This is a genomic window from Cellulosimicrobium sp. E-16, assembly GCF_049913115.1.
Lineage (GTDB): Bacteria > Actinomycetota > Actinomycetes > Actinomycetales > Cellulomonadaceae > Cellulosimicrobium.
Genome location: NZ_CP183974.1, coordinates 1,918,720 through 1,944,491 on the forward strand (window position 1 = coordinate 1,918,720; position 25,772 = coordinate 1,944,491).

A 25,772-nucleotide genomic window follows, 5' to 3' on the forward strand; every position below is an offset into this window, starting at 1 on the left:
CACGGACAGGAGCTGAGTCATGGCAGGGCAGACGGGCGGTCAGCCCGGCAAGGCACCCGGAGGCGACGCGGCCACGCACGCGCTCCGCGAGAGCGTGCGCGAGGCCATCGAGCCGGCGGTCGTGGACGCGGGTCTCCACCTCGAGGACATCACGGTGTCGCGCGCCGGTGCCCGGTCCGTGGTGCGCGTCGTGCTCGACCTCCCCGACGACGTCGAGGGGAACCTCGACCTCGACACGGTGGCGGAGGCGACGCGCCCGATCTCCACGGCGCTCGACGCGGTGGACCCGCTCCACGGTGCGTACACGCTCGAGGTCTCGACGCCCGGCACCGACCGCCCGCTCACCGAGCCCCGCCACTTCCGGCGCGCCCGCGGTCGTCTCGTGCGCCTCGTGCTCGCCGACGGCGGCACGGTCGAGGGGCGCCTGCGGTCCGGGTCCGAGGTCGACCCCGACCTCGTCCTGGACGTGACCGGCGCGCGCGGTGCCGTGACGGAGCGCGTCGTGCCCCTGGCCGCCGTCGTCCGCGGTCAGGTGCAGGTGGAGCTCAAGCGCGCCCTCGAGGCGGACCTGCCCGAGCTCGACGAGACCGACGACACGACCGCCCGCGACGAGGAGGCCTGACGATGGACGTGGATATGAGCGCGCTGCGCCTGCTGGAGCGCGAGAGGGACATCAGCCTCGACGTCCTGGTCGCCGCGATCGAGCAGGCCCTGCTCTCGGCCTACCACCGCACCCCGGACGCGTACACGCGCGCCCGGGTCGAGCTCGACCGCAAGACCGGGCACGTCACGGTGTGGGCGCGCGAGGAGCTGCCCGCTCCGGAGACCGACGACGAGGACGCCCCGCGCGGTCCGGTCGAGTACGGCCCCGAGTTCGACCACACGCCCGCCGACTTCGGCCGGATCGCGACGTCGACCGCGCGGCAGGTCATCGTCCAGCGCCTGCGCGACGCCGAGGACGACCAGATCCTCGGCACGTTCCGCGGCAAGGAGGGCGAGGTCCTCGCGGGCGTCATCCAGCAGGGGCGGGACCCGCGCGTCGTGCTGGTCGACGTCGGCGGCACGGAGGCCGTGCTCCCGCCGCACGAGCAGGTGCCGACGGAGGAGTACGTGCACGGCGAGCGCCTGCGCGCGTACGTGCTCGAGGTCGCCCGGGGAATGAAGGGCGCGCAGATCACGTTGAGCCGGACGCACCCGAACCTCGTGCGCAAGCTGTTCGAGCTCGAGGTGCCCGAGGTCGCGGACGGCTCGGTGGAGATCACCGCGATCGCGCGCGAGGCGGGGCACCGCACCAAGGTCGCGGTGCGCTCTCGCGTCCCGGGCCTCGGGGCCAAGGGCGCGTGCATCGGCCCGATGGGCTCGCGCGTGCGCGCCGTCATGGCGGAGCTGCACGGCGAGAAGATCGACATCGTCGACCACAGCGACGACCCGGCGCAGTTCGTGGCGAACGCGCTGTCGCCGGCCCGTGTGTCGTCGGTCACGGTCGTCGACGAGGCGGCTCGGGCCGCGCGCGTCGTGGTCCCGGACTTCCAGCTCTCCCTCGCGATCGGCAAGGAAGGGCAGAACGCCCGCCTGGCCGCGAAGCTCACGGGGTGGCGCATCGACATCCGCTCGGACGAGGGCGGCGCCCCCGCGGAGGGGTCCGACCGTGACGCCGCCGCAGGTCCCCGCGCCGGGGACCGGTAGTCGTCGGGAGTGGGACGGTCACGGATGACGGGACGGCGCGGTAGACTGTCATCGACCGGGCCGCGCGCCCGCACCTCGACCATGCCCCCGGACACCACGACCCGCCCCGTCGACACGGGCTCGGGTCCTGTCCGCACGTGCGTCGGATGCCGGGAGCGCGACCTGCGGTCAGCTCTCCTCCGTCTGGTCCTCGACCGGTCCGGTGCGAGCACCGACGAGCCCCGGCTCGTGGTGGACGCCGGACGGTCGCTGCCGGGTCGCGGTGCGTGGCTCCACGCGTCGATCCGGTGCCTCGAGACGGCGGAACGCCGGCGGGCCGTCCCGCGGGCCCTGCGCGTCGCCGGGCCCCTCGACCTCGCCGCGGTCCGCACCGCGATCGAGGCGCCGCCGGGAGAGCAGGTCTGAGCCATGCGTCACGGCCCTCCCGGGGGCCGCACTGCACGACACGTCGACAAGGAAGCGGGTTAGAAGCCGATGGGCACCCGATGAGTACCCAGCGATGAGCACCCAGCACTAACGACGGTCCTCCCTGTCCGGGGCGGACCGAGACAGGAGAGTTGTGGCAAAGGTCCGCGTCTACGAGCTCGCGAAGGAGCTCGGGGTGGAGAGCAAGACCATCATGACCAAGCTGACGGAGCTCGGTGAGTTCGTCCGCTCGGCATCCTCGACCATCGAGCCACCGGTGGTCCGTAAGCTGCGCGACGCCTTCCCCGCCGGGGGCGGCGGCGCGAGCAAGCCCGCGGCGGCACCCGCCCCCGCGCGCCCGGCCGCGCCCAAGCCGGCCCCGAAGCCCGAGGTGAAGGCCGCTCCGGCCGCGCCCCAGGCGGAGGCGCCCGCGCCCCAGCCGGCGGCACCCGCCCCGGCGAAGGCCGAGCCCGCGAAGGCGTCCCAGGCTCCGGCACCCGCCGCGCCGGCACCGAAGGCACCGGCGCCCCAGGCCCCCGCGGCCGAGCGCCCCGCGCCGGCCCAGAAGCCCACCGCCACGCCCAAGCCGGGTGGCGGCACCAACGCGCCCGCGCCCCGTCCGGGTGGCTCGGGCGCGCGACCCGGCGCCCCGCGCCCGGGGAACAACCCGTTCGCCACCAGCCAGGGCATGCCCCGGCAGGGTGGCGGACCGCGCCCGGGGGCCCCGCGCCCGGGCAACAACCCGTTCGCGCCGAGCCAGGGCATGCCCCGGCCCGGCTCGCGCCCCGAGCGCACCGAGGGTGCCGCAGCGGGGTCCGGCGAGCGTCCGGGCGGCCCCCGTCCGGGCGGTCCCCGTCCCGCTCCGCGCCCCGGCGGCCCGCGCCCGAACCCGGGCATGATGCCCGGTCGCACCTCGATCGGTCGCCCCGGCGAGCGTCCTGCTCCCGGCGGTCGTCCCGGTGGCGGCGGCGGTCGTGGCGGTGGTGGCGGCTTCGCCGGTCGCCCCGGCGGCGGTGGCGCTCCCGGCGGTGGCGGCGGCTTCGCCGGTCGCCCCGGTGGCGGTGGCCGTGGCGGTGCGGGTCGTGGTTCCACGCAGGGCGCCTTCGGGCGCGCCGGCGGACGTCCCGTCCGTGGGCGCAAGTCGAAGCGTGCGAAGCGCCAGGAGTTCGAGCAGATGCAGGCGCCGTCGCTCGGCGGCGTGCAGGTTCCCCGCGGCAACGGCAAGACCGTCGTCCGCCTGCGTCACGGCTCGTCGCTGAACGACTTCGCCGACAAGATCGACGCGAACCCCGCGAGCCTCGTCACGGTGCTCTTCCACCTCGGTGAGATGGCGACCGCGACCCAGTCGCTCGACGAGGACACGTTCGGCACGCTCGCGGCCGAGCTCGGCTACGTCATCGAGATGGTCTCGGCCGAGGAGGAGGACCGCGAGCTGCTCGGGTCCTTCGACATCGACCTGGACGCGGAGCTCGAGGCCGAGGGCGACGACGAGCTCACGGCCCGTCCGCCGGTCGTCACCGTCATGGGTCACGTCGACCACGGAAAGACCAAGCTCCTCGACGCGATCCGCCAGACGGACGTCGTCGCGGGCGAGGCCGGCGGCATCACCCAGCACATCGGTGCATACCAAGTGCGACACGAGCACGAGGGCAACGAGCGTGCCATCACCTTCATCGACACCCCGGGTCACGAGGCGTTCACCGCCATGCGTGCTCGCGGTGCGCAGGTGACGGACATCGCGATCCTCGTCGTGGCCGCGGACGACGGCGTGATGCCGCAGACCATCGAGGCGCTGAACCACGCCCAGGCGGCGAACGTGCCGATCGTGGTCGCGGTGAACAAGGTGGACAAGGAGGGGGCCAACCCCGCCAAGATCCGCCAGCAGCTCACCGAGTACAACCTGGTCGCCGAGGAGTACGGCGGCGACACCATGTTCGTCGACGTGTCGGCCAAGCAGAACATGGGCATCGACGACCTCCTCGAGGCCGTCCTGCTCACGGCCGACGCCTCGCTCGACCTGCGGGCGAACCCGGACAAGGACGCGCGCGGTGTCGCCATCGAGGCGAACCTCGACAAGGGCCGCGGCGCCGTCGCGACCGTCCTGGTCCAGTCCGGCACGCTGCACGTCGGTGACGCGATCGTCGCCGGCACGGCCCACGGCCGCGTCCGCGCGATGTTCGACGAGCACGGCAACGCCGTGACCGAGGCGGGCCCCGCCCGTCCGGTCCTCGTCCTGGGTCTCGCGTCCGTGCCGAGCGCGGGCGACACGTTCCTCGTGGCGCCCGACGAGCGCACGGCACGCCAGATCGCCGAGAAGCGCGAGGCCGCCGAGCGTGCCGCCCTCCTGGCCAAGCGCCGCAAGCGCATCAGCCTCGAGGACTTCACGCAGGCCCTCCAGCAGGGCAAGGTCGAGACCCTCAACCTCGTCCTCAAGGGCGACGTGTCCGGTGCCGTCGAGGCCCTCGAGGACGCGCTGCTCAAGATCGACGTGGGCGACGAGGTCGAGCTGCGCGTCATCCACCGCGGTGTCGGTGCGATCACGCAGAACGACGTCAACCTCGCGACGGTCGACAACGCGATCATCATCGGCTTCAACGTGAAGTACGGCGAGCGCGTCGAGGACCTGGCCGAGCGCGAGGGCGTCGACGTCCGCTTCTACTCGATCATCTACCAGGCGATCGAGGACGTGGAGGCCGCGCTCAAGGGCATGCTCAAGCCGGAGTACGAGGAGGCCCAGCTGGGCACGGCGGAGATCCGCGAGATCTTCCGTTCCTCCAAGTTCGGCAACATCGCCGGTTCGATCGTCCGGTCGGGCGAGATCCGCCGCAACGCCAAGGCGCGCGTCCTGCGCGACGGCAAGATCGTCGGGGACAACCTCACGGTCGAGTCGCTCAAGCGGTTCAAGGACGACGCCACCGAGGTCCGCGAGGGCTTTGAGTGCGGTATCGGACTGGGCTCGTTCAACGACCTCCAGGTCGGCGACACCATCGAGACGTTCGAGATGCGGGAGAAGCCGCGTTCCTGACGCTCGTCACGCCCGGGGGCGGTCACGGTTCGTGGCCGCCCCCGGGCGTTCGTCTCCCGTCCCGCCCGGCCGACAAGGACCGTTCGGCGTACGGTCGTCGGGACCGTAGCCGGAACGCTCGGCACGAAAGGAAGAAGCCATGGTCGATCACCCTCGGGCGAGGAAGCTCGCCGACCGCATCAAGGAGATCGTCGCGCAGATGCTCGACACGCGGATCAAGGACCCGCGCCTCGGGTTCGTCACGGTGACGGACGTGCGCGTCACCGGTGACCTGCAGAACGCGTCCGTGTTCTACACGGTGTACGGCACGGACGAGGAGCGGGCCGGGACCGCCGCGGCGCTGGAGAGCGCGAAGGGCCTCATCCGCTCCGAGGTCGGCAAGCAGACGGGGATCCGCCTGACGCCGACGATCGAGTTCCACCTCGACTCCGTCCCCGAGACGGCCGCGCACCTCGACGCCGCGCTCGTCGAGGCGCGCCGTCGCGACGCCGAGCTCGCGGCGCTGCGCGAGGGCAAGGCCTTCGCCGGGGACGCGGACCCGTACCGCACGGCCGAGGAGGAGGGGGAGTCGGCCGAGCGCTGACCTCCGACCCCGCACCGCGCCGAGGGCCGGTGGCGACACGCAACGCGTGCCGCCGCCGGCCCTCGGCCGTTCCCGCGGGCGGGTCGGGCGACGGAGTGTCCTCGCCCGGCGGGCGTGGTCAGCGGCCCGTACCCCGGGGGAGGAAGAGCGCGGCCGCGGTGGCGACCGCGAGCACGGCGGCGCCGACGGCGAGGGCCGGTACCAGCCCGGTCGCGAACGCGGCCGGCGTCAGCGCGCCGCCCGCGGCGAGGAAGACGGCGGTCAGCACAGCGACCCCGAGCGCGACGCCGATCTCCCGCAGCGTCGCGTTGACGCTGCTCGCCGTCGCGTGGTCGGCGTCCGCGACCCCGGCGAGCACCGCCGTCGCGACGGGTGCGAACGTGAGGCCCATGCCGACGCCGGCGAGCACGAACGCCGGGACGAGCGCGCCGTAGACGGTCGGGTCGGCGTCCACGAGGGAGGCCATCCAGCCGAGCGCGACGGTCTGGAGGGCGAGGCCGGTGACGACGAGGGGGCGCACGCCGACCCGGGGCGCGAGCGCACCCGCGAGGGGCGCGACGACCATGGGCGCGGCCGTCCACGGCAGGGTCCGCACCCCTGCCTCGAGGGGGGAGTACCCCTGGCCCACCTGGAGGAACTGCGTGAGCAGGAAGACCGCGCCGAACATCCCGACCGCGAACGCGAGGCTCGCGACGTTGGCCGCGCTGAAGCTGCGCGAGCGGAAGAGGCGCAGCGGGACGAGCGGGTGCGCGGTGCGAGCCTCCTGGACGACGAACAGCACGAGGAGGGCAGCCGCGGCGGCGAGGGTCGCGATCGTGGCCGCCGAGTCCCAGCCGCGCCGTTCGGCGTCGACGATGCCCCACACGGCGAGGAGGACGCCGCCGCCCGCGAGGAGCAGCCCCGGGACGTCGAACGGCTGCCGGCGCCCGAACGACTCGCGCAGCGCCGCGAGGACGAGCGGCACGGCGACGACGGCGACCGGGACGTTGAGCCAGAAGATCGCCTGCCAGCTCAGGCCCTCGACGACCGCGCCGCCGACGAGCGGGCCGAGCGCGATGCCGAGGCCGGAGACGCCACCCCACACGCCGATCGCGAGCGCGCGCCGTGCGGCGGGGACCGCCCCGACGAGCAGGGTGAGCGACAGCGGGAAGATCGCGGCGGCGCCGGCGCCCTGGACGGCGCGGGCCGCGACGAGCGCACCCGGGGTGTCGGCGAGCGCGGCCGCCGCCGACGCGAGCGTGAAGAGCGCGATCCCGCCGACGAACACCCGGCGGCGGCCGAGGCGGTCGCCGAGCGCGGCCGCGGGCAGCATGAGGGTCGCGAACGCGAGCGTGTACGCGTTGACGAACCACTGGAGCTGCTCGACGGTCGGTCGGAGCGCCTCCGAGATCACGGGGAGCGCGCCGGTGACGACGAGGTTGTCGAGCGTCGCCATGAACATCGGCAGCGACGCGGCGACGAGCGCGAGGGCGACGGGGCGCGCGCGCCGTGCCGTGGGCTCCGAGGAAGGGTGGGGCGCCCGTGCGGTGGGCGGGCGGCGCTCCGGCGCGTCCGCGACGGTGGTGCGCGCGGGGCGCACGTCGTCGGGCAGGTCGTCGAGCAGGGCGTCGGTCGAGGCGGTGGCCGACGGTTCGGTCGAGGGGAGTGTCATGGTCGTGCCTCCGAGGCAGGAGTAAGCATTGATTGATTACTACCTGACCGACGCTAGTAATCGACTGATAACCTGTCAACCATGAGTTCCGACGCACCGGCCCGGCGCATGACGCGCGACGAGCGCCGTGAGCAGATCCTCGACGCCGCCACCGGGGTGTTCGCCGAGGGCGGCTACGCGGGCACCAGCACCGACCAGGTCGCGCGCGCGGCGCACGTGTCCCAGCCCTACGTGGTGCGGCTCTTCGGGACCAAGGAGGAGCTGTTCCGCGAGGTGTTCGACCGGGTGGCGAGCGAGATCGTCGCGCGGTTCGAGGAAGTCCCGCCCGGCCCGGACGCCAAGGCCGCGATGGGCGAGGCGTACACGCGCCTCATCGCCGACCCGGACCAGCTCCGCGTCCTCATGCACGGGTTCGTGCTCGGCGCCGACCCGGTGCTCGGCACCCGGGCGCGCGCGGTGCTGGCGCAGGCGTTCGACCTCTACCGCACCCGCGCCCGGGCGAGCGACGAGGAGGCGCGCGACTTCGTGGCGCGCGGGATGCTGCTCAACACCCTGTTCGCGGTCCAGGCGCCGTCCCACGCGGACGACGACCCGGTGCTCGCGGTGCTCGTCCGGTGCACGGTCGACCCGACGGACGCCCCGGGCCGCACGGCGACGGAGGTGACCCGATGACCGCCGCACGCACCGAGCGCCCGCGCGACCAGGCGCCGCGCCGCCCGACGGCGCCCGACGGCCTGGTCGTCGTCGACAAGCCGGGCGGCTGGACGAGCCACGACGTGGTCGGTCGCGGACGCCGGCTCGCGGGCACGCGCAAGGTCGGCCACGCCGGCACGCTCGACCCCATGGCGACGGGCGTGCTCGTGCTCGGGGTCGGCCGGGCGACGAAGCTCCTCACGTACGTCGTCGGCGCGGACAAGGACTACGACGCGACGATCCGGCTCGGCGCGAGCACGACGACCGACGACGCCGAGGGTGAGCTCGTCGCGTCCGCGGACGCGTCCGGCGTGGGGCGCGCCGACCTCGACCGCGCGATCGCCGACCTCACGGGCGAGATCCTCCAGGTGCCGAGCACCGTGAGCGCGATCAAGGTCGACGGGAAGCGCGCCTACGCCCGTGCCCGGGCGGGCGAGGACGTCGCGCTGGCGGCGCGGCCCGTCGTCGTCTCGCGGTTCGAGGTCCTCGACGTGCGCTCGGTGGTGCCGGGGGAGACGCCCGACGGCGCGCCCCCCGCCCTGGACGTGGACGTCGCCGTGACCGTGTCGTCGGGCACGTACGTGCGCGCGCTCGCGCGCGACCTCGGCGCGGCGCTCGGCGTCGGCGGGCACCTCACGGCCCTGCGGCGCACGCGCGTCGGCGGGTACGGGCTCGACGTCGCCTCGACGCTCGAGGAGCTCGAGGCGCAGGCCGACCGCGACGGCGTCCTCGCGACGCTGCCGCTCGCCGAGGCCGCGCGCGCGACGTTCCCCGTGCGCGAGCTCACGGCGCCGGAGGCCACGGCGCTGTCGTACGGGCAGTGGATCCCCGGGACCGGGGCGCCCGGGACCACGGCGGCGATCTCCCCGGCGGGCGAGCTCGTCGCCCTCGTCGAGGACACGCGCCGCGGTGGCGCCGACCTCGCGAAGCCGGTGCTCGTCCTGGCGCCCGCCTGACGCCCTCGGTTCGGCGTCGGGGCCCCGGCGTGGCAGTCTTGTCCAGCGGCGCCGACGACTCCCTGCCGGCGCGCCCGACCCACCCCCTCACCGGAGGAGTTCTCGCGTGCACCTGTGGACGGACCTGAGCCAGGTTCCCCCGGGTTTCGGCCCGTCGGTCGTGACGATCGGCAACTTCGACGGCGTCCACCGCGGCCACGCCCAGGTGCTCGGGCGGATCGTCGACCTCGCCCGTTCGCGCGACGCGCGAGCGGTCGCCGTGACGTTCCACCCGCACCCGGCGGTCGTGCACCGCCCGGAGAGCGCACCGGAGCTCATCACGGGCATCGCCGACCGGGTCGAGCTGCTCGCGGCGACGGGTCTGGACGCCGTCCTCCTCGTGGAGTACACGCTCGAGTTCGCGCGCCAGACCCCGGAGGAGTTCGTGCGGACGTACCTCGTCGACGGGCTGGGGGCGGGCACGGTCGTCGTCGGGCACGACGTGCGCTTCGGCCGCGACAACGCGGGCACGCTCGAGACCATGGTCGAGCTCGGGTCGCGGTTCGGGTTCGAGGTCGTGGCGATCGACGACGTCGGGCAGCACCAGGGCGTGCCTGTCACGGACGAGGCCGCGCCGGGCGACTCGCAGGTGCGCTGGTCCTCCACCGGCGTGCGGGCCCTGCTCGCGGCGGGCGACGTGCGCGAGGCGGCGCGCATCCTCGGCCGGACGCACCGCGTGCGCGGCACGGTCGTGCACGGCGACGCCCGGGGGCGTGAGCTCGGCTTCCCGACGGCGAACCTCGGCGCCATCAGCGGCATGGTCCCGGCCGACGGCGTGTACGCGGGGTGGCTCGAGCGCCCGCAGCTCGCGGGCGCCGACCCCGAGCACGCCGACGTCCGCCTCCCCGCCGCGATCTCCATCGGCACCAACCCGACGTTCGACGGCGTCGAGCGCCGCGTCGAGGCGTACGTCCTCGACCGCGCCGACCTCGACCTGTACGACGAGGACGTGGTCCTCGAGCTCGTCGAGCGGCTGCGGCCCACGCTGCGGTTCGACGGCATCGAGCCCCTCGTCGCCCAGATGCACGACGACGTCGCGCGCGCCCGCGAGCTCCTCGCCGTCCCGGGCGGGGAGCCGACCACGACGACCACGGGGGCCTGACAGTGGCGTCGCCCGCCCCGAGCCCTGCCCCCGTGCTCGAGGCGCGCGCCCTGCGCGTCGGCTACGCGGACGTCGCGGTGTGCGCGCCCGTCGACCTCACCGTGGCCCCGGGCGACCTGGTCGTCGTCATCGGCGCGAACGGCAGCGGGAAGTCGACGCTCCTGCGCACGGTGCTCGGCCTCCAGCCCTCGCTCGGCGGCGCCGTGCGGGCCTTCGGCCGCGTGGTCGACGAGCGCGAGCGGGACTTCCGCGCGCGTGTCGCGGGCGTGCTCGACGACGACGCGTACTTCCCGGCGCTCACGGTGCGCGAGCACCTCGTCCTCGTCGCGCGCGGGCACGGCGTGGCCGGCGCGGGGGCGGCCGTGGACGCGCTCCTCGAGCGGTTCGGGATCGTGGAGCAGGCGGCGTCGCTGCCGTCGGCGCTCTCGTCCGGCCAGCGGCGTCGCTTCCTGCTCGCGTCCGGCTTCGTCCGTCCCCGCGAGCTGCTCGTGCTCGACGAGCCCGAGCAGCGGCTCGACCCCGGCATGCGCGAACGGCTCGCGGGCCTGCTCGTCGACGAGGCGCGCCGCGGCGTCGCCGTGGTCCTCGCGACGCACGACCCCGACCTCGTCGCCCGGACCAGCGCCCGTGGCCTGCTCGTCGGCGACGACGCGTGCGTCGCCCTCGACCCGGCGGACACGCACGACGCGCTCCTGGCGGTGCGCTGACGGTGACCGGTCCGCACCCCGACGGACCTCCCGGAGAGGTCCGCGGCCCGATCCGCGACGAGAGTCCGGGCGGCGCGGTGAACGTGCCGCGCACGGACCCGGACGAGCTGCTCACGGGACGCGAGCTGCGCCGCCTGACCGCGCGCGCCGCCGCGGCGCGGGCCGACGCAGGCCCGGGGGAGATCGTCGTCGACGTCGCCTACGCGGTGGTGTCCGTCGCGCTCGCGACCGGCTGGGTGATCGGGCTCGCCTCGATGCTGCGCTCGACCCTCGACCCCGGCTCCGGCTCCGCGGCAGGCGGACCGCCGGTCCTCGGCCCGGGCGCGGTCCAGGCGCTCGGGACGGCCGCGCTGCTCGCGTTCCTCACGGGGACCGCGGTGCGCCTCGGCCCGGTCGGCGCGGGCAGCGCGGGCGTGCGCTGGTGGGTGCCCAGCCCGGCGGACCGGCGCGGGCTCGTCTCGCCGTCGTTCGTCCGCGCGGTGCTCCTGGGCGGCGTGCTGGGCGCGGTCGGGACGGTCGCCGTGTCCGTCGCCGCCGGGCTCGACGCAGCGCCCGCGCTCCGGGCGGCACTGACGGGCGGAGCGCTCGGGCTCCTGCTCGTGTCCGTCGCGGGCCTCGTCCAGCCGTCGCCCCGCGCAGCCTCCGCCCTCGCCCGAGCGAGCGACGTCGCCGTCGCGGCCGTGCCGGTCGCGGGCCTCGTGCTCGTCGTCGCCGGCCGCTCCGGGCTGCCCGCGCTCGCCGCGCCCCCGCTCGTCGCGGTCGGGCTCCTCGCGGTCGCCGCGGCGCTCGTCCTGCGCTGGTGGCGCGGGCTGGAGTCGCTCGGCGCGACGGTCCTGCGCGCGCAGAGCTCGGTCGCGGACCAGGTGGGCGGCGCCGTGCTCTCGTTCGACACGCGCGACCTCGGCCGCGCCCTGCGCCGGGCGGGCGCGGCGCGCGTGCGCGTCCGGCGGCCGCGGCGGTTCGCGGCCGTGCGAGGCGCGTCCGGCGCGGTGGTGGCGGCCGACCTCGTGCTCCTCGGGCGGAGCCCCTCCGCGCTCGCGCAGCTCGTCGGCCTCGGTGCGCTGACCGTCGTCGCGCAGCAGGTCCCCGGCCTCGGCTCCGGGTTCGGCCTCTTCGCGGTGCTGGTCGCGGCCGGTCTCGCCGCCGCCGTGCTCGGTGCCGAGGGCGCACGCACCGCGGAGATGGCGCCCGTCGTCGACGCGCTCGTCCCGCTCGCCGCGCGCTGGACCCGGCTCGCGCGCACCGTCGTGCCCACGCTCACCGCCGCCGCGTGCCTCCTCGCGGGGTCCGCGCCGCTTGTCGTCGCGACGGGCGACGCGCGCTGGGTCGCCGTGGCCGCGCTCACCGCCGTCGTGCAGGGCGGGGCCGCCGTGCGCAGCGCCTACCGTGAACCGCCGAACTGGGGCGGCCCGCTGCTCGCGACGCCGTCGGGCGGCGTGCCGACGGGGGCCGCCGCCGTGCTGCGCAAGGGGCCGGACGTCGCGGTCCTCGGCGCCGTCCCCCTCGGTGTCGCGCTCCTCGTGGGCACCGCGGGCTGGGTCGCCGTCGTCGCCCAGGCGCTCGCCGCCGTCGTGGCGCTCGCGGTCGCGACCCACGTGCGCGCGGTGCGCTGACCGCACCGCCTCCCGACACGCGCGACCGGCGTCGCGCGGGCGCTCAGACGGCTGCCGGCGCCTCGACGAGCCGGCCGTCCGCCAGGTGCACGCGGGCCGCGACCGGGTCGAGCGTCGCCTCGTCGTGCGTGACGAGCAGGGCCGCGGCGTCGAGCTCGCGCGCGAGCCGCACCACCAGCTCCACGACCTGGACGCCGCGCTCGTGGTCGAGCGCCGACGTGGGCTCGTCGACGAGGAGGACCTGCGGGTCGTTCATGAGCGCCCGCGCGATCGCCACCCGCTGCCGCTGGCCGCCCGAGAGGTGCTCCGGCCGGCGGTCCGCGCGGTCGGCGACGCCCACCGCGTCGAGCAGGGCGAGCGCGTGCGCGCGGCGCGACGCGGCGGGCCGGCCGCGCAGGTGGCTCATGAGCTCGAGCTGCTCGAGGACGGTGAGCGACGCGACGAGCTGCGGCTGCTGGAAGACGATCCCGATGCGCTCGCGACGCAGTGCCGCCGCGCGGTCCGCGGCGCGTCGTGCGCGACGGCCGGTCGCGCGGCCGGCCCGAGGCTCCCCGGCGAGGCCGTCGAGCGGCGCGCTGACGACGTCGTCCCCGATCCGCACCACTCCCGACGTGGGCGGGGTGAGGGTCGCGGCGACGGCGAGCAGGCTGGACTTGCCGGCCCCGGAGGGCCCGAGCAGGGCGGTCGTCGTGCCCGAGGGCACGGTGAGCGAGACGTCGTCCACGGCGACGAGGACGCCGTCGCCGTCGGGGTAGGCGAGGCGGATGCGGTCGAGCGTGAGGTCCACGGGGAGCTCCTGGGGGGTCTCGGGTGAGGGATGTCGGGGAGGCGGTCGGGTGGGGACGAGGCCGGACGCCGGTCAGCGCGCGGCGAGGGCGGCGTGCGGGTCCACGCGCGCGACGCGCGTCACCGCGAGCACCGCCCCGAGGCCGCCGAGCGCGACGAGCACGACGGCGGGGACGAGCGTCGTCGAGAGGTCGACCACGACCGGCATGACGCGCGCCGCGAGCAGACCCGCCCCGGCCGCGAGCGCCGTGCCGAGCCCGACGCCCACGCCGAGCACGACGGCGGCCTGGCCGATCGCGTCACGCAGGAGATAGCGGGTCGAGGCGCCCAGCGCCCGCAGCACGGCGACGTCTCCGGCGCGCTGGATGGTCCAGACCGTGAAGAACGCGCCGACGACGAGCGCGGAGATGGCGAGGAGGAACACCTGCATGAGGGTCAGCGAGAGGTTCTCGGCGGTGAACGAGGAGATGGCCGAGCGTGCCTCGCGCGGCGTCGCCGTGACCGTCCCGAGCTCCGCGTCGGCCGCGGCGAGCGCGTCCGCCGCCGGCGGGTCGTCGCCGAACCGGAGCGCGACGACGGTCGCGGTCGGGCCGTCCTGCGCGTCGCCCGCGGCGGCGCCGCCGCGCGCGCCGACCGCCTGCCAGTCGTCGAGGGAGACCCACACGACGGGCGTGTGGGCGAAGTCGGCCTCGACGTCCTCGACCGCGGCGACGTGCAGGTCGAGCGGTCCGGCTCCGACCTGGTCGCCGACGTCCGCGCCCAGGGCGTCGGCGGCGCCGCGCGAGAGCACGACCGTCCCGGCGGAGACGTCCGCGCCCCCGTCGCCCGCACCTGGCACCAGTCCCGAGCCCGGCCGGACGCCGAACGCGGTGACGGCGGCCGTGCTCTCGCCGGACGCGCGCACGGTCGCGACGCCGAGCGGCTCCGCGGTCCGGACACCGGGGACGTCGGCCCACCCCTCCTGCTGGGCGGACGTGACCTCGGACTCGGTGAAGGTTGGCGACGCGCCCTCGGCCGGTGGTGCGAAGGCGAGGCGGTCGACGGGCAGCTCCGTCACGGCCGACGTGCTCGCTCGGCCGAGACCGGCGGTGAGCGCCGCGAGGAACGCGACGAGGAACGTGATGAGCGCGACGACCGTGATCATGAGCGCGAAGCGCCCGCGGGCGTGGCGCAGGTCGCGCAGGGCGAGGAACACGCGAAAGACCTCCTGGTGGGTGGGTACGGGTGCCGGGCCGCGGCGCGGCGAGCGCGATCCGGTCGCGCGCCGCGGGCGTCCCGGCGTCCCGTCCACGGTCCCGCGGAGCGGCCCGCCCCGGATCGCCGACGCGGTCGGTCCTGCGCCGCCACGGGGTGGAGCCGCGCATCGACCGTTCGGACGATGCCGGCCGGTGGCGGCGTCGCTAGGGTGACGGCGTGACCCCGGCCGCGCCCCCGACCCCCGCCGTACCCGGCGGTCGCGCGGTCCCGGCCGCCACGCGGTGGTTGCGGCGCGGCCTGGACGTCCTCCTGTTCGGCCTGCTCGTGCTCGCCCTCGCCGGGGCTCTCGCCACGGCGGCCGCGGTGCGCGGAGTCGTCGCCCTCGTGCTGGGCGTCGCGCTCCTCGCGCTCTACGCCCTCGGCCGACGCCGCCTGCGGCTGCCGGTGGACGTGCGGGCGCCCCGGGGCGCCTGGTGGCCCGCGGGCGCGTGGGTGACCGGCCTGGTCGTGCTGTGGGTCTCGCTGTGCCTGGCCTCGGTCACGGCGGTATGGGTCGCGTTCCCGCTGATGTTCGTCGCGATGCACGTGCTCGGCCCACGTCGCGGCTCGGTCGCCGTCGGCGTGATCGTGCTCCTCGTGATCGCGGTCATGGTCGCGTACACGGCGAACGTCGCGGTGGCGTTCGTGCTGGGTCCCGCGATCGGCGGGGCCGTCGCGGTCGTCGTCGTGCTCGCGCTCGAGGCGGTCGTGCGGGAGTCGCAGGAGCGCCAGCGCACGCTCGACGAGCTGGTCCGCGCGCGCGACGAGCTCGCGACGGCCGAGCGTGAGCGCGCCGTCGCGGGCGAGCGGGAACGGCTCGCGCGCGAGATCCACGACACGCTCGCCCAAGGCTTCTCCTCGGCCGAGCTGCTCCTGCGCGCCGCGCAGACCGCGCTCGACGACGGCGACGTGGCCACCGCGCGCGGGTACGTCGAGCAGACGCGGGACGTCGCTCGGCACAACCTCGCGGAGGCGCGCCGCGTCGTGCGCGCGCTCGCACCCGCCGACCTCGCGTCCTCGAACCTCGTCGACGCGCTGCGCCGCACCGCGGCCCGCACCGCGGCCAGCGCCTCCGGGCACGCGGTCGGCGGCGGGCCGGACGTGGTCGTGCAGGTGAGCGGCGACGCGGTGGCGCTGCCGACGGAGGTCGAGGCCGCCCTGCTGCGCGTCGCCCAGTCGGCGCTCGCCAACGTCGAGCGGCACGCGGACGCGTCGCGCGTCGCGGTCACGCTGAGCTTCCTGGCGGGCGCGGCGCCGGGGGAGGAGGCGGTCGCCCTCGACGTGGTCGACGACGGTCGCGGCTTCGACCCGGACGGCCTCGCCGAGCCGTCCGAGGACCAGCCGGGCGGGACCGCGGGAGGGTTCGGCCTCGTCGCCATGCGCGCGCGGCTCGCGGAGCTCGGCGGCACGCTGTCCGTGGAGTCCGCGCCGGGCGCGGGCACGGCGGTCGCTGCCTGGGTGCCGCTCGCACCCGCCGAGGACGAGGAGGGGCGATGACCGGTCCGAGCGTCGTCGACGTCGTGCTCGCGGACGACCACCCGGTCGTGCGCACAGGACTGCGCGCGGTGCTCGAGGCCGAGCCGGACGTGCGCGTCGTCGCCGAGGTCGGCTCGGCCGAGGAGCTCCTCTCGCGCCTCCGCGGCGGGCTGCGCGCCGACGTCGTCCTGCTCGACCTGCAGTTCGGCCCCGGCCGGCTCGGGGGTGTCGACGCGGTCCGGGAGATCGTCGCGACCGACGGCCCGGCCGTGCTCGTCGTGACGACCTACGACGCCGACGCCGACATCCTCGCGGCGGTCGAGGCGGGCGCGCGCGGCTACCTCCTCAAGGATGCCCCGACGCACGAGCTCGTGGCCGCCGTGCGCGCCGCCGCGGCGGGCGAGGTCGCGCTCGGCCCCGCGGTCCAGCGACGGCTCCTCGGCCGCCTGCGGAGCCCCGGCACGGCGCTCACCGCGCGCGAGCTCGAGGTGCTCGCCCTCGTCGCCGAGGGACGCACCAACGACGAGATCGCGCGCGAGCTGTTCCTGTCGCGCGCGACCGTCAAGACGCACCTCGTGCACGTCTACGACAAGCTCGGCGCGCCCTCGCGCACCGCGGCGGTCGCCGAGGCCCGACGGCGGGGCCTCCTGCGCGGGTAGCGGGCGCCGACGGGCGGTGCGTCCGTCGGCGCCCGCGACGTGTCACGGGACCGGGTGCGCTCCCTCCCTCCGGGTGAGCGGCGCCGTCGTGCACGGCGTCCGTCGCGGCCGCGAGATCCCCGGGCCGCAGTCCAGGGGGCGGTCGCACACGCCCCTGCGCGAGCGCGAGCCGCCCGCGGGGGCGCTCGGTGGCCCGCCGCGCGGGCCGCACGACGACCTCCCAGAGAGAGGCAGAGCCATGGAGGCTCAGCAGCACGCGGCGCCACCCGGCGCCGACGCCATCGCCGAGACGGTGGTCGACGACGTCGCCCCCGACGCGGTCGACCAGGCGTCCACCCCGGTCGGCCGGACCGTCCGGAGCGTCGGTCACGGCGCGGCCGTCGCACCCGACGACGCCGTGCTCGACACGGACGCGCACACGGACGTGGACCCCGCGGAGTCGAACGCCCCGCTCCTGCCCGCGGCCGAGGCCGCGGTCGCCCGGGACCACGAGCTCCACCGCTACGACTCCACGACCGCGTTCGACTACCTGTTCCCGGAGCTCGCGGAGAGCTTCCCGGCGTTCCACCTGCCGGTCGGCGACGGCGCGACGACGGGCACCGTCGAGGCGCTCAAGGCGCTCGGAGCGTCCATGGTCGCCCGGCCGGTCGCGCCGCCCGGGCAGCCGCCGCGCGACCTCAACTCCCACGTCCCGGCGGTGTACACGTACTGGGGCCAGTTCATCGACCACGACATCACGCTCAACACCAACGGCCCGGACACGACGGCCGGCCGCGACGGCGACCAGGCGCTCGGTGACGTCGACGCCGTCCCGTTCCAGGTCTTCGCCCCGCGCGTCGTCGTGCGCTCGCTCCACAACGGGCGGCACCCCGCGCTCAACCTCGACTCGCTCTACGGGAGCGGCCCGGTGTTCGCGGGGGAGCGCGGCTACCGGACCACCCGCAGCGAGGCGTCCTACGTCCCGGAGTCCGCCAAGCTCCGGCTCGGGCGCATCTCCACGGAGCCGCTCGTGATCCCGGGCGGGCCGTCGTTCTCGCTCGTCGAGCCCGGCGGCGACGCCCAGCGCGACCTGCCGCGCGACGAGCAGGGCGCACCGCTCGTCCCGGACGGGCGCAACGACGAGAACCTCGTCGTCGCCCAGTTCCACCTCGCGATGATCCGCTTCCACAACGCCGTCGTGGACTGGGTGGACGACTTCGAGCCGTGGACGCGGCACGCCGGCGGGGAGCGCGGCGTCTTCGAGCGTGCGAGCCAGCTCGTGCGCTGGCACTACCAGTGGCTCGTGGTCAACGACTACCTGCGCACCCTCACCAAGCCGGGGGTGCTCGACGCGACGCTCCTGCGCGACACGTCGTTCTTCCGGCCCCGGTACCCGGTCTCGATGCCCCTCGAGTTCGCCGTCGCGGCGTTCCGGTTCGGGCACTCGATGATCCGGGACTCGTACGACTACAACGTCAACTTCACCGGGCCGCCGCCCCGGAACGCGAGCCTGGTCCAGCTCTTCCAGTTCACGGGCAACGGCGGCAGCCTGCGCCCCGGGCCGGGGGGCGACCCCGCGCTGCCGTCCAACTGGCCGATCGAGTGGGCCCGGTTCGTGGACAAGGGCGACCCCTCACCGTTCCGGGCTGCGGAGAAGATCGACACGTTCCTCGCACCGAGCCTCGGCGACCTCGTCAAGGAGGGGAACCTGCCGCCCGAGCCGCCCGCGCACACGCAGGCCCAGCTCGTCGCCAGCGCGCTGCAGAAGCAGCTCGCGCAGCGCAACCTGCTCCGCGGCTACATGCTCGCGCTGCCCACGGGCGAGGCCGTCGCCACGGCGCTCGGCGTCACCCCGCTCACCCCGGCCCAGCTCGAGGACCGGGCCGGCGACGACGTGAAGCAGGCGCTCGCTGCCCTGCGGGACGGTGACCACGGCGGCACCCCGCTGTGGTACTACGTCCTCAAGGAGGCCGAGCTCCAGGGCAACGGGAGCTTCCTCGGCGAGGTCGGCAGCCGCGTGCTCGCAGAGACGTTCGTGTACCTGCTGCGCCAGGACGACACGTCGTACGTCCGGGCGAGCAACCACTGGACGCCGGCGCAGGGCGTGCACTTCGAGGACGGGTCCTTCGTCCTCACCCTGCCGGACCTGCTCCGGTTCGCGGGCGTGCTGCCCGACGCGGCGGGCCGGTTCCGCGGCGACGGGACGGCCGGGCACGACGGGGCCTGAGCGCTGCGGCCGGTGCGGCCGCGCCGTCGGCGGAGGTGCGCTCGAACGACGACCGCACCGGCCGTCGCCGGCGGTGCGGCCGCGCGCTGGTACGATGGATGCGCCGTCTGACCGGCCGCGGATCCAGAGAGCCCGGGAGAACCGTCCCCGGCGCACCGCGCAACGAACCCGAAGGAGAACCGTGCCGCTCGACACTGCCACGAAGCAGCGCATCATGACCGAGTACGCGACGAGCGAGGGCGACACCGGTTCGCCCGAGGTCCAGGTCGCGCTCCTCACGCAGCGCATCAAGGACCTCACCGAGCACCTCAAGGAGCACAAGCACGACCACCACAGCCGTCGTGGTCTGCTCCTCCTCGTCGGCCAGCGCCGTCGCCTGCTCGGCTACCTGCAGAAGGTCGACATCAACCGCTACCGGAGCCTCATCGAGCGCCTCGGTCTGCGTCGCTGACACGACACCGCCAGCCCGGTCCCTGCGGGGACCGGGCTGGTCTGGTGTGATGTACCCGTCACACCCCGGCTGAGCACCACCCAGCCGCACACCACCCACCGCGCCGCCGGCCTCTCGTTCGGTCCTCGGTAGTGGCCCACGGACCCCCACGGCACCGTCCTCGGACGACGCCGGTGCGGGAACCGCCGTGGACCTCGATCGAAGACCGCCGAGCGTCGAGTGCGACCGGAGCCCCTGCGCCACGCGCCGGGGCGCGGACCGGAACCCTCGACAGGGCTACCCGGGCGGCGCTTCGAGAAAGGGAGGGCACCCGTGGAGGGTCCCGAGATCCAGTTCGCCGAGGCCACGATCGACAACGGTCGCTTCGGCACCCGCACCGTCCGGTTCGAGACCGGGCGCCTCGCCCGTCAGGCCGCCGGCTCCGTCGTCGCGTACCTCGACGACGAGACCATGCTCCTGTCGGCCACGACGGCCGGCAAGCACCCGAAGGAGCAGTTCGACTTCTTCCCCCTGACGGTCGACGTCGAGGAGCGCATGTACGCCGCGGGCCGCATCCCCGGCTCGTTCTTCCGCCGCGAGGGTCGTCCCTCGACGGACGCGATCCTCGCGTGCCGCCTCATCGACCGCCCGCTGCGCCCGCTCTTCGTCAAGGGCCTGCGCAACGAGGTCCAGGTCGTCATCACGGTCCTCGCGCTCCACCCGGACGACGCGTACGACACGCTCGCGATCAACGCCGCGTCGGCGTCGACCCAGATCTCCGGCCTGCCGTTCTCCGGCCCGGTCGGCGCGGTCCGCATCGCGCTGGTCGACGGCCAGTGGGTCGCGTTCCCCAAGTACTCCGACAAGGAGCGCGCGGTCTTCGACATGGTCGTGGCCGGCCGCGTCGTCGGCGACGACGTCGCGATCGCGATGATCGAGGCCGAGGCGACCGACGGCGCCTGGGGCCTCGTCAAGGACGAGGGCGTGGCCGCCCCGACCGAGGAGGTCGTCGCGGAGGGCATCGAGGCGGCCAAGCCGTTCATCAAGGCGCTGTGCGACGCGCAGTCGGCGCTCGCGGCGCAGGCGGCGAAGCCCGTCAAGGAGTACCCGGTCTTCCTGGACTACCAGGACGACGCGTTCGCCGCGGTCGAGGCCGAGGTCGCGACGGACCTGCGCGAGGCGCTCGCCATCGCGGACAAGCAGGACCGTGAGAACCGTCTCGACGAGATCAAGAACGAGATGGTGGGCAAGCTCCAGGCCGGGTTCGACGGCCGCGAGAAGGAGCTCTCCGCCGCGTACCGCTCGCTCCAGAAGAAGCTCGTGCGCCAGCGCGTGCTCACCGACGGCGTGCGGATCGACGGCCGGGGCCTCGCGGACATCCGTACCCTGTCGGCCGAGGTCGAGGTGCTGCCGCGCGTGCACGGCTCCGCGCTCTTCGAGCGTGGCGAGACCCAGATCATGGGCGTCACGACGCTGAACATGCTCCGCATGGAGCAGCAGATCGACTCGCTCGGTCCGGAGACGCGCAAGCGCTACATGCACAACTACAACTTCCCGCCGTACTCGACCGGCGAGACCGGCCGTGTCGGCAGCCCGAAGCGCCGCGAGATCGGTCACGGCGCGCTCGCCGAGCGTGCGCTCGTGCCGGTGCTGCCGAGCCGCGAGGAGTTCCCCTACGCGATCCGCCAGGTGTCCGAGGCCCTCGGCTCCAACGGCTCGACGTCCATGGGCTCCGTGTGCGCCTCGACGCTCTCGCTCCTCAATGCGGGCGTGCCGCTGCGCGCCCCCGTCGCGGGCATCGCGATGGGCCTCATCTCCGACACGGTCGACGGTGAGACCCGTTACGCGGCGCTCACCGACATCCTCGGGGCCGAGGACGCGTTCGGCGACATGGACTTCAAGGTCGCCGGCACCCGCGAGTTCGTCACGGCCATCCAGCTCGACACCAAGCTCGACGGCATCCCCGCCTCGGTGCTCGCCGGTGCGCTGACCCAGGCGCGCGACGCGCGCCTGACGATCCTCGACGTGCTCGCCGAGGCCATCGACGTGCCCGACGAGATGTCCCCGAACGCCCCGCGCGTCATCTCCGTGAAGGTGCCGGTCGACAAGATCGGCGAGGTCATCGGCCCCAAGGGCAAGATGATCAACCAGATCCAGGAGGAGACGGGCGCGGACATCTCCATCGAGGACGACGGCACCGTGTACATCGGCGCCGTCGACGGCCCGTCGGCCGAGGCCGCCCGCGCGGCGATCAACGCGATCGCCAACCCGCACGTCCCGGAGATCGGCGAGCGCTTCGTCGGCACGGTCGTCAAGACGACGTCGTTCGGCGCGTTCATCTCGCTCTCCCCGGGCAAGGACGGTCTGCTGCACATCAGCCAGATCCGCAAGCTCGTGGGCGGCAAGCGCGTCGAGAACGTCGAGGACGTGCTGTCCATCGGCCAGAAGGTCCAGGTCGAGATCGGCGAGATCGACCCGCGCGGCAAGCTCTCGCTGCACGCCGTGGTCGAGGAGGAGGCTCCGGCCGACGCTCCCGCGACCGAGGGCGCGGACGCCTGACGTGCCCTGGGACCTCCCGCTCGTCCCGGCGGGTGACGCCGGGGCCGAGCTGACCGCCGGGCAGGACGGCGCGACGATCCGTCGGTCCGTCCTGCCCGGCGGGGTCCGCGTGCTCACCGAGTCCATGCCGGGCCTGCGCTCGGCGACGATGGGCGCGTGGGTCGGCGTCGGCTCGCGCGACGAGACCGACGGCCACTTCGGCTCGACGCACTTCCTCGAGCACCTGCTGTTCAAGGGCACCGCGCGCCGCTCGGCGATGGACATCGCCGAGGCGTTCGACGCCGTCGGCGGCGAGGCCAACGCCGCGACCGGCAAGGAGCACACGTGCTACTACGCGCGCGTGCTCGACGCCGACCTGCCCATGGCGGTCGACGTCATCGCCGACATGGTGACGTCGGCACGCCTGGACCCCGACGAGCTCGAGACCGAGCGCGGCGTGATCCTCGAAGAGCTCGCCATGAACGACGACGACCCCTCGGACGTCGTGCACGAGGAGTTCGCGTCCGCAGTGCTCGGCGGGCACGCGCTCGGCCGCCCCATCGGCGGCACCCCGGACACGATCAACGCGGTCCCGCGCGACGCCGTCTGGGAGCACTACCGCTGGCACTACCGCCCCGAGACGCTCGTCGTCGCGGCGGCGGGCGGCGTCGACCACGACACGCTGGTCGCCCAGGTGGGCCAGGCGCTGCACGACGGCGGATGGTCGCTCGACGCGGGCAGCGCGCCGCGCGCGCGGCGCGACCCGGCCGACCCCGCCCTCGCGGGCGTCGGGACGGCGGGCGTCGAGCTGTCGGTGCACCGGGCCGTGGAGCAGGCGAACGTCGTCATCGGCGGCACGGGCCTGTCCGCGACCGACGACCGCCGGTTCACGCTCTCCGTGCTCAGCGCGGTGCTGGGCGGCGGTATGAGCTCGCGCCTGTTCCAGGAGATCCGCGAGAAGCGCGGCCTCGCGTACTCGACGTACTCGTTCGCGTCCGGCCACGGTGGCATCGGCACCTTCGGCCTCTACGCCGGGTGCGCGCCGTCGAAGGTCGACGAGGTCACGGCCCTGCTCCACGCGGAGCTCGACCGCCTCTCGGACGACGGCATCACCGGCGCGGAGCTCGACCGCAGCATCGGTCAGCTCTCCGGCGGCATGGTGCTCGGGCTCGAGGACTCCGGCTCGCGCATGAGCCGGCTCGGCAAGGCCGAGCTCGTCTACGGCGAGCTCCTGAGCGTCGAGGAGTCGCTCGACGCGGTCCGCTCGGTCACGGCCGACGACGTGCAGAAGCTGGCCGGCGAGCTCGCCTCGCGGCCGCGGTCCGTCGTGCGCGTCGGACCGTTCGGCGCCTGACCCCGCCTCCCACGGCCTCTCGCGGCGGCCGTCCTCCTCGCGGAGGGCGGCCGCCGTCGTGCTGTGGGCAGACCCACTGCCCGGTGGGGCGGACGTGGCGCCGGTCGCCCCGCGCACCGGCGATAGGGTGACGGGCGTGAGCGAGCAGAGCATCCCCGCGCCCGATCCCGCCCCGACCGCCCCCGGCAGGGAGCCCGGTCGCCCGCTGCGGGTCGCCGTCCTGGGCGCCGCCGGGCGCATGGGCGCGACCGTCTGCGCCGCCGTCGACGGCGCGGCGGACCTCGAGCTCGTCGCGCGCCTCGACGCGGGCGACGAGGTCGCGGCCGCGACGCTCGGCGGCGCGGACGTCGCCGTCGACTTCACCGTCCCGTCCGCGACCGAGGCGAACGTCCACGCGCTGATCGACGCGGGCGTGCACGCCGTCGTCGGGACCACGGGCTGGACGGAGGAGAGCCGCGGGCGCGTCGTCGCGCACCTCGGCCGCGCCGCCGCGGCCGGCGTACCCGGGCTCGGCGTGCTCATCGCGCCCAACTTCGGCCTGTCCGCCGTCCTCGCGATGACGTTCGCCGCCAAGGCCGCGCGGTACTTCGAGTCGGCCGAGGTGATCGAGCTCCACCACCCGGACAAGGTCGACGCGCCGTCCGGCACCGCGCGGCACACCGCGGCGGCGATCGCCGCGGCACGCGCCGACGCGGGCGTCGCGCCGAGCCCCGACGCGACGGAGACCGGCTGGGAAGCGCGCGGAGCGGACGTCGACGGCGTGCGCGTGCACGCGGTGCGCCTGCGCGGCCTCGTCGCGCACGAGGAGATCCTGTTCGGCAACGCGGGCGAGCAGCTCGTCATCCGGCAGGACTCGTTCGACCGCGTCTCGTTCATGCCGGGCGTCCTGCTCGCCGTCCGCGAGGTCGTCGGCCGACCGGGGCTGACCGTCGGGCTCGAGAACGTGCTGGACCTGTCGTGAGCGCGCCCGACGGTCCCGTCCGCCCCGAGGACGACGGCCGCGGCGTCGGGGGGCGGGCGCGCGCCGTGCGTCCCTGGAAGGCGATCCTCGGCGCGGTCCTCGTCACGCTCCTGCTCGCGCTGTACGTGTGGCAGGTGGCCGGCCGCGCGGCCGCGCTCATCGGCACGGGCGAGCCGGTCGCGATGGTGATCGGTGCGGGCGTGCTCGTCCTGCCCCTGCTCGTGGTGGGCCTGGTCGGCCGTGAGTTCCTGCTCGCCGGCACCGTGCAGCGCATGGCCGACGACCTCGCCGCCCAGGGCCGGCTGCCGGTCGACGACCTCCCGCGCTCGCCCGGCGGGCGCATCGACCGGGACGCCGCCGACGTGGCGTTCGGCCCCTACCGCGACGCGGTCGACGCCGACCCCCAGAGCTGGGAGGCGTGGTACCACCTGGCGTTCGCGTACGACGCGGCGCGCGACCGCAGGCGTGCGCGCGAGGCGCTGCGCAAGGCCGCGTCGCTCTACCGTTCCCGTCGCTGACCGAGGTGCTCCACCCCGCACGACGTAGCTCGCCTCGAGGACGACCTCACGCCCGGTGGAACACCTCGGCCCGTCAGAGGCTGGTCCAGCAGTAGAGCCGGTGGCCCGCGTCGTCGGCGCGGACGCACAGCTCGGCGAGCCGTCGCAGCGCGTCGGCGAGGTCGGCGGGGTCCGACCCCTCGAGCTCCTCGGTGGCGGCCCAGCGGACCGCGACGGCGTCGAGGGCGTTCGGGGTCGTCGCGGCGAGCGCGGTCACGAGCTCGTCGGTGACCGCCACGACCCACGGCCCTTCGTCGCCGGCGGTCGCGACGAGCGAGCCGTGCCGGGGGTCGGTCTTGGCCTCGGCGTACGGTCTGTCGGTGAGCAGGCCCGCGAGCGTGCCCAGCACGACGAACGGGTCGATGCCCTTGAGCTCGACCGTGGGGAACACCGGCTGGTTCGTCAGCGGGTCGGGGCTGCTGGGGCCCGTACGCGCCGCGCTCCCGGCCTGCGCGTCGTCGGGTGCGGAGAAGTAGTCGGTGAGGATGCCCATGGCGGTCGATCCTCGCAGGTCACGCGTGCGAACGGGTCACGAGGGTGTCACGGCTGCGTGACGAACGGTCGCGCGAGACTCAGATCTCGGCAGCCCAGCGGCGTTCGACGACGTCGCGCACCCCGGTCGCGAGCGTCCGGGTCCGCCCGTCGGGCCCGAGCCCGGCCCCCGCGAGGAACGTCTCGCGCGCCGTGTCGCCGTCGAGCACCCACGTGACGACCTCCTCCGCGCCGTCCCGGCGCAGCCGGTCGACCGCGGCGGAGAGCAGTCGCGACCCGTGCCCGCCGCGCTGGTGCCGCGGCTCGACCTCGAGCGCGAGGACCTGCCCGGGCGCCACGGCGGCGAACCCGACGACGTCGGCGCCCACGCACGCGACGAGCACGCCGAACCCCGGTCCGGGCGGGGACGAGATCGCGGCGGCCCACTGCTCGCGCATCCGCACGGTGTCGAGCGCGTCGAGCACGTCCGCCCCGAGGATCTCCGCGTGGGACGAGCGCCAGGCCCCGACCTGGATCGCGGTCATCGCGACGTCGTCTCCGGGCACGGCGGGGCGGACGGAGACGTCGGCGGTCTCGCGGAAGAGGCTCACGGGGTCACCCTACGAGACGTGGGCCAC

At 75.3% G+C, this 25,772-nt stretch carries 23 protein-coding genes; 18 read left to right on the forward strand and 5 right to left on the reverse strand.

Going from position 1 to position 25,772, the window contains the following annotated elements; all coding sequences use genetic code 11:
* Positions 1–19 precede the first annotated feature (19 nt).
* The 5 genes from rimP (at position 20) to rbfA (ending at position 5,699) form a co-directional block, all read left to right on the forward strand.
* Positions 20–622, forward strand: coding sequence for a ribosome maturation factor RimP (rimP, locus tag ACN9MS_RS08415; protein WP_426311508.1), 603 nt, complete (start codon positions 20–22; stop codon positions 620–622).
* 2 nt (positions 623–624) lie between these two features.
* A complete protein-coding gene (gene nusA, locus ACN9MS_RS08420; protein WP_426311509.1) occupies positions 625–1,686 on the forward strand; it encodes a transcription termination factor NusA in 1,062 nt (353 codons plus the stop codon).
* A gap of 81 nt (positions 1,687–1,767) precedes the next feature.
* A complete protein-coding gene (locus ACN9MS_RS08425) occupies positions 1,768–2,091 on the forward strand; it encodes a YlxR family protein (protein ID WP_426311510.1) in 324 nt (107 codons plus the stop codon).
* 154 nt (positions 2,092–2,245) lie between these two features.
* Positions 2,246–5,116, forward strand: coding sequence for a translation initiation factor IF-2 (infB, locus tag ACN9MS_RS08430; protein ID WP_426311511.1), 2,871 nt, complete (start codon positions 2,246–2,248; stop codon positions 5,114–5,116).
* Between the two features lie 139 nt (positions 5,117–5,255).
* Positions 5,256–5,699, forward strand: coding sequence for a 30S ribosome-binding factor RbfA (gene rbfA, locus ACN9MS_RS08435; protein WP_047232669.1), 444 nt, complete (start codon positions 5,256–5,258; stop codon positions 5,697–5,699).
* A gap of 118 nt (positions 5,700–5,817) precedes the next feature.
* On the opposite strand, the gene ACN9MS_RS08440 is transcribed toward rbfA, so the two are convergent.
* Entirely contained in the window at positions 5,818–7,350 is a 1,533-nt protein-coding gene (locus ACN9MS_RS08440; RefSeq protein ID WP_426311512.1) for an MFS transporter, read from the reverse strand.
* 81 nt (positions 7,351–7,431) lie between these two features.
* Between ACN9MS_RS08440 and ACN9MS_RS08445 the strand changes: the two genes are divergently transcribed.
* The 5 genes from ACN9MS_RS08445 to ACN9MS_RS08465 all read left to right on the forward strand — a co-directional run bounded on the left by ACN9MS_RS08445 (position 7,432) and on the right by ACN9MS_RS08465 (position 12,460).
* Positions 7,432–8,022: a TetR/AcrR family transcriptional regulator gene (locus ACN9MS_RS08445; RefSeq protein WP_426311513.1), complete on the forward strand. Its 591-nt coding sequence runs from the start codon at positions 7,432–7,434 to the stop codon at positions 8,020–8,022.
* Positions 8,019–8,999 carry a tRNA pseudouridine(55) synthase TruB gene (gene truB / locus ACN9MS_RS08450; RefSeq protein ID WP_426311514.1) on the forward strand — a complete coding sequence of 327 codons (981 nt, stop codon included), beginning with the start codon at positions 8,019–8,021 and terminating at the stop codon, positions 8,997–8,999. Before ACN9MS_RS08445 ends, truB begins: the two co-directional genes overlap by 4 nt.
* 106 nt (positions 9,000–9,105) lie before the next feature.
* Positions 9,106–10,140: a bifunctional riboflavin kinase/FAD synthetase gene (locus ACN9MS_RS08455; RefSeq protein WP_426311515.1), complete on the forward strand. Its 1,035-nt coding sequence runs from the start codon at positions 9,106–9,108 to the stop codon at positions 10,138–10,140.
* A 2-nt stretch (positions 10,141–10,142) separates the two neighbouring features.
* Positions 10,143–10,847, forward strand: coding sequence for an ABC transporter ATP-binding protein (locus tag ACN9MS_RS08460; protein ID WP_426311516.1), 705 nt, complete (start codon positions 10,143–10,145; stop codon positions 10,845–10,847).
* Between the two features lie 2 nt (positions 10,848–10,849).
* A complete protein-coding gene (locus tag ACN9MS_RS08465) occupies positions 10,850–12,460 on the forward strand; it encodes a DUF6297 family protein (protein ID WP_426311517.1) in 1,611 nt (536 codons plus the stop codon).
* Between the two features lie 43 nt (positions 12,461–12,503).
* On the opposite strand, the gene ACN9MS_RS08470 is transcribed toward ACN9MS_RS08465, so the two are convergent.
* Both ACN9MS_RS08470 and ACN9MS_RS08475 read right to left on the reverse strand, forming a co-directional pair.
* Positions 12,504–13,247, reverse strand: coding sequence for an ABC transporter ATP-binding protein (locus tag ACN9MS_RS08470; protein ID WP_426311518.1), 744 nt, complete (start codon positions 13,245–13,247; stop codon positions 12,504–12,506).
* 72 nt (positions 13,248–13,319) lie between these two features.
* Complete coding sequence (locus ACN9MS_RS08475) at positions 13,320–14,441, reverse strand: ABC transporter permease (RefSeq protein WP_426311519.1); 1,122 nt, start codon at positions 14,439–14,441, stop codon at positions 13,320–13,322.
* Positions 14,442–14,659: 218 nt separating this feature from the next.
* Between ACN9MS_RS08475 and ACN9MS_RS08480 the strand changes: the two genes are divergently transcribed.
* The 8 genes from ACN9MS_RS08480 (at position 14,660) to ACN9MS_RS08515 (ending at position 24,624) form a co-directional block, all read left to right on the forward strand.
* Positions 14,660–15,979 carry a sensor histidine kinase gene (locus ACN9MS_RS08480; RefSeq protein WP_426311520.1) on the forward strand — a complete coding sequence of 440 codons (1,320 nt, stop codon included), beginning with the start codon at positions 14,660–14,662 and terminating at the stop codon, positions 15,977–15,979.
* A complete protein-coding gene (locus ACN9MS_RS08485) occupies positions 15,976–16,617 on the forward strand; it encodes a LuxR C-terminal-related transcriptional regulator (protein ID WP_426311521.1) in 642 nt (213 codons plus the stop codon). Before ACN9MS_RS08480 ends, ACN9MS_RS08485 begins: the two co-directional genes overlap by 4 nt.
* 238 nt (positions 16,618–16,855) lie before the next feature.
* A complete protein-coding gene (locus ACN9MS_RS08490) occupies positions 16,856–18,823 on the forward strand; it encodes a peroxidase family protein (RefSeq protein ID WP_426311522.1) in 1,968 nt (655 codons plus the stop codon).
* A 181-nt stretch (positions 18,824–19,004) separates the two neighbouring features.
* Positions 19,005–19,274, forward strand: coding sequence for a 30S ribosomal protein S15 (rpsO, locus tag ACN9MS_RS08495; protein WP_021479897.1), 270 nt, complete (start codon positions 19,005–19,007; stop codon positions 19,272–19,274).
* Between the two features lie 312 nt (positions 19,275–19,586).
* A complete protein-coding gene (locus ACN9MS_RS08500; protein ID WP_426311523.1) occupies positions 19,587–21,812 on the forward strand; it encodes a polyribonucleotide nucleotidyltransferase in 2,226 nt (741 codons plus the stop codon).
* A 1-nt stretch (position 21,813) separates the two neighbouring features.
* Positions 21,814–23,145 (forward strand): M16 family metallopeptidase, encoded by a 1,332-nt coding sequence (locus ACN9MS_RS08505; protein ID WP_426311524.1) that lies wholly within the window; start codon positions 21,814–21,816, stop codon positions 23,143–23,145.
* A 238-nt stretch (positions 23,146–23,383) separates the two neighbouring features.
* Positions 23,384–24,106 (forward strand): 4-hydroxy-tetrahydrodipicolinate reductase, encoded by a 723-nt coding sequence (gene dapB / locus ACN9MS_RS08510; RefSeq protein WP_426311864.1) that lies wholly within the window; start codon positions 23,384–23,386, stop codon positions 24,104–24,106.
* A 65-nt stretch (positions 24,107–24,171) separates the two neighbouring features.
* Positions 24,172–24,624: a hypothetical protein gene (locus ACN9MS_RS08515; protein WP_426311865.1), complete on the forward strand. Its 453-nt coding sequence runs from the start codon at positions 24,172–24,174 to the stop codon at positions 24,622–24,624.
* Positions 24,625–24,697: 73 nt separating this feature from the next.
* On the opposite strand, the gene ACN9MS_RS08520 is transcribed toward ACN9MS_RS08515, so the two are convergent.
* Positions 24,698–25,156, reverse strand: coding sequence for a hypothetical protein (locus ACN9MS_RS08520; RefSeq protein ID WP_426311525.1), 459 nt, complete (start codon positions 25,154–25,156; stop codon positions 24,698–24,700).
* 79 nt (positions 25,157–25,235) lie between these two features.
* Positions 25,236–25,745, reverse strand: coding sequence for a GNAT family N-acetyltransferase (locus ACN9MS_RS08525; protein WP_426311526.1), 510 nt, complete (start codon positions 25,743–25,745; stop codon positions 25,236–25,238).
* Positions 25,746–25,772: the final 27 nt, after the last annotated feature.

What these genes read in the sequence shown, in the direction of transcription:
- rimP (WP_426311508.1), top strand. Translation starts at nt 20, where the DNA reads ATGGCAGGGCAGACGGGCGGTCAGCCCGGCAAGGCACCCGGAGGCGAC.
- nusA (WP_426311509.1), top strand. Translation starts at nt 625, where the DNA reads ATGGACGTGGATATGAGCGCGCTGCGCCTGCTGGAGCGCGAGAGGGAC.
- ACN9MS_RS08425 (WP_426311510.1), top strand. Translation starts at nt 1,768, where the DNA reads ATGCCCCCGGACACCACGACCCGCCCCGTCGACACGGGCTCGGGTCCT.
- rbfA (WP_047232669.1), top strand. Translation starts at nt 5,256, where the DNA reads ATGGTCGATCACCCTCGGGCGAGGAAGCTCGCCGACCGCATCAAGGAG.
- ACN9MS_RS08440 (WP_426311512.1), bottom strand. Translation starts at nt 7,350, where the DNA reads ATGACACTCCCCTCGACCGAACCGTCGGCCACCGCCTCGACCGACGCC.
- ACN9MS_RS08445 (WP_426311513.1), top strand. Translation starts at nt 7,432, where the DNA reads ATGAGTTCCGACGCACCGGCCCGGCGCATGACGCGCGACGAGCGCCGT.
- truB (WP_426311514.1), top strand. Translation starts at nt 8,019, where the DNA reads ATGACCGCCGCACGCACCGAGCGCCCGCGCGACCAGGCGCCGCGCCGC.
- ACN9MS_RS08485 (WP_426311521.1), top strand. Translation starts at nt 15,976, where the DNA reads ATGACCGGTCCGAGCGTCGTCGACGTCGTGCTCGCGGACGACCACCCG.
- ACN9MS_RS08490 (WP_426311522.1), top strand. Translation starts at nt 16,856, where the DNA reads ATGGAGGCTCAGCAGCACGCGGCGCCACCCGGCGCCGACGCCATCGCC.
- dapB (WP_426311864.1), top strand. Translation starts at nt 23,384, where the DNA reads ATGGGCGCGACCGTCTGCGCCGCCGTCGACGGCGCGGCGGACCTCGAG.
- ACN9MS_RS08520 (WP_426311525.1), bottom strand. Translation starts at nt 25,156, where the DNA reads ATGGGCATCCTCACCGACTACTTCTCCGCACCCGACGACGCGCAGGCC.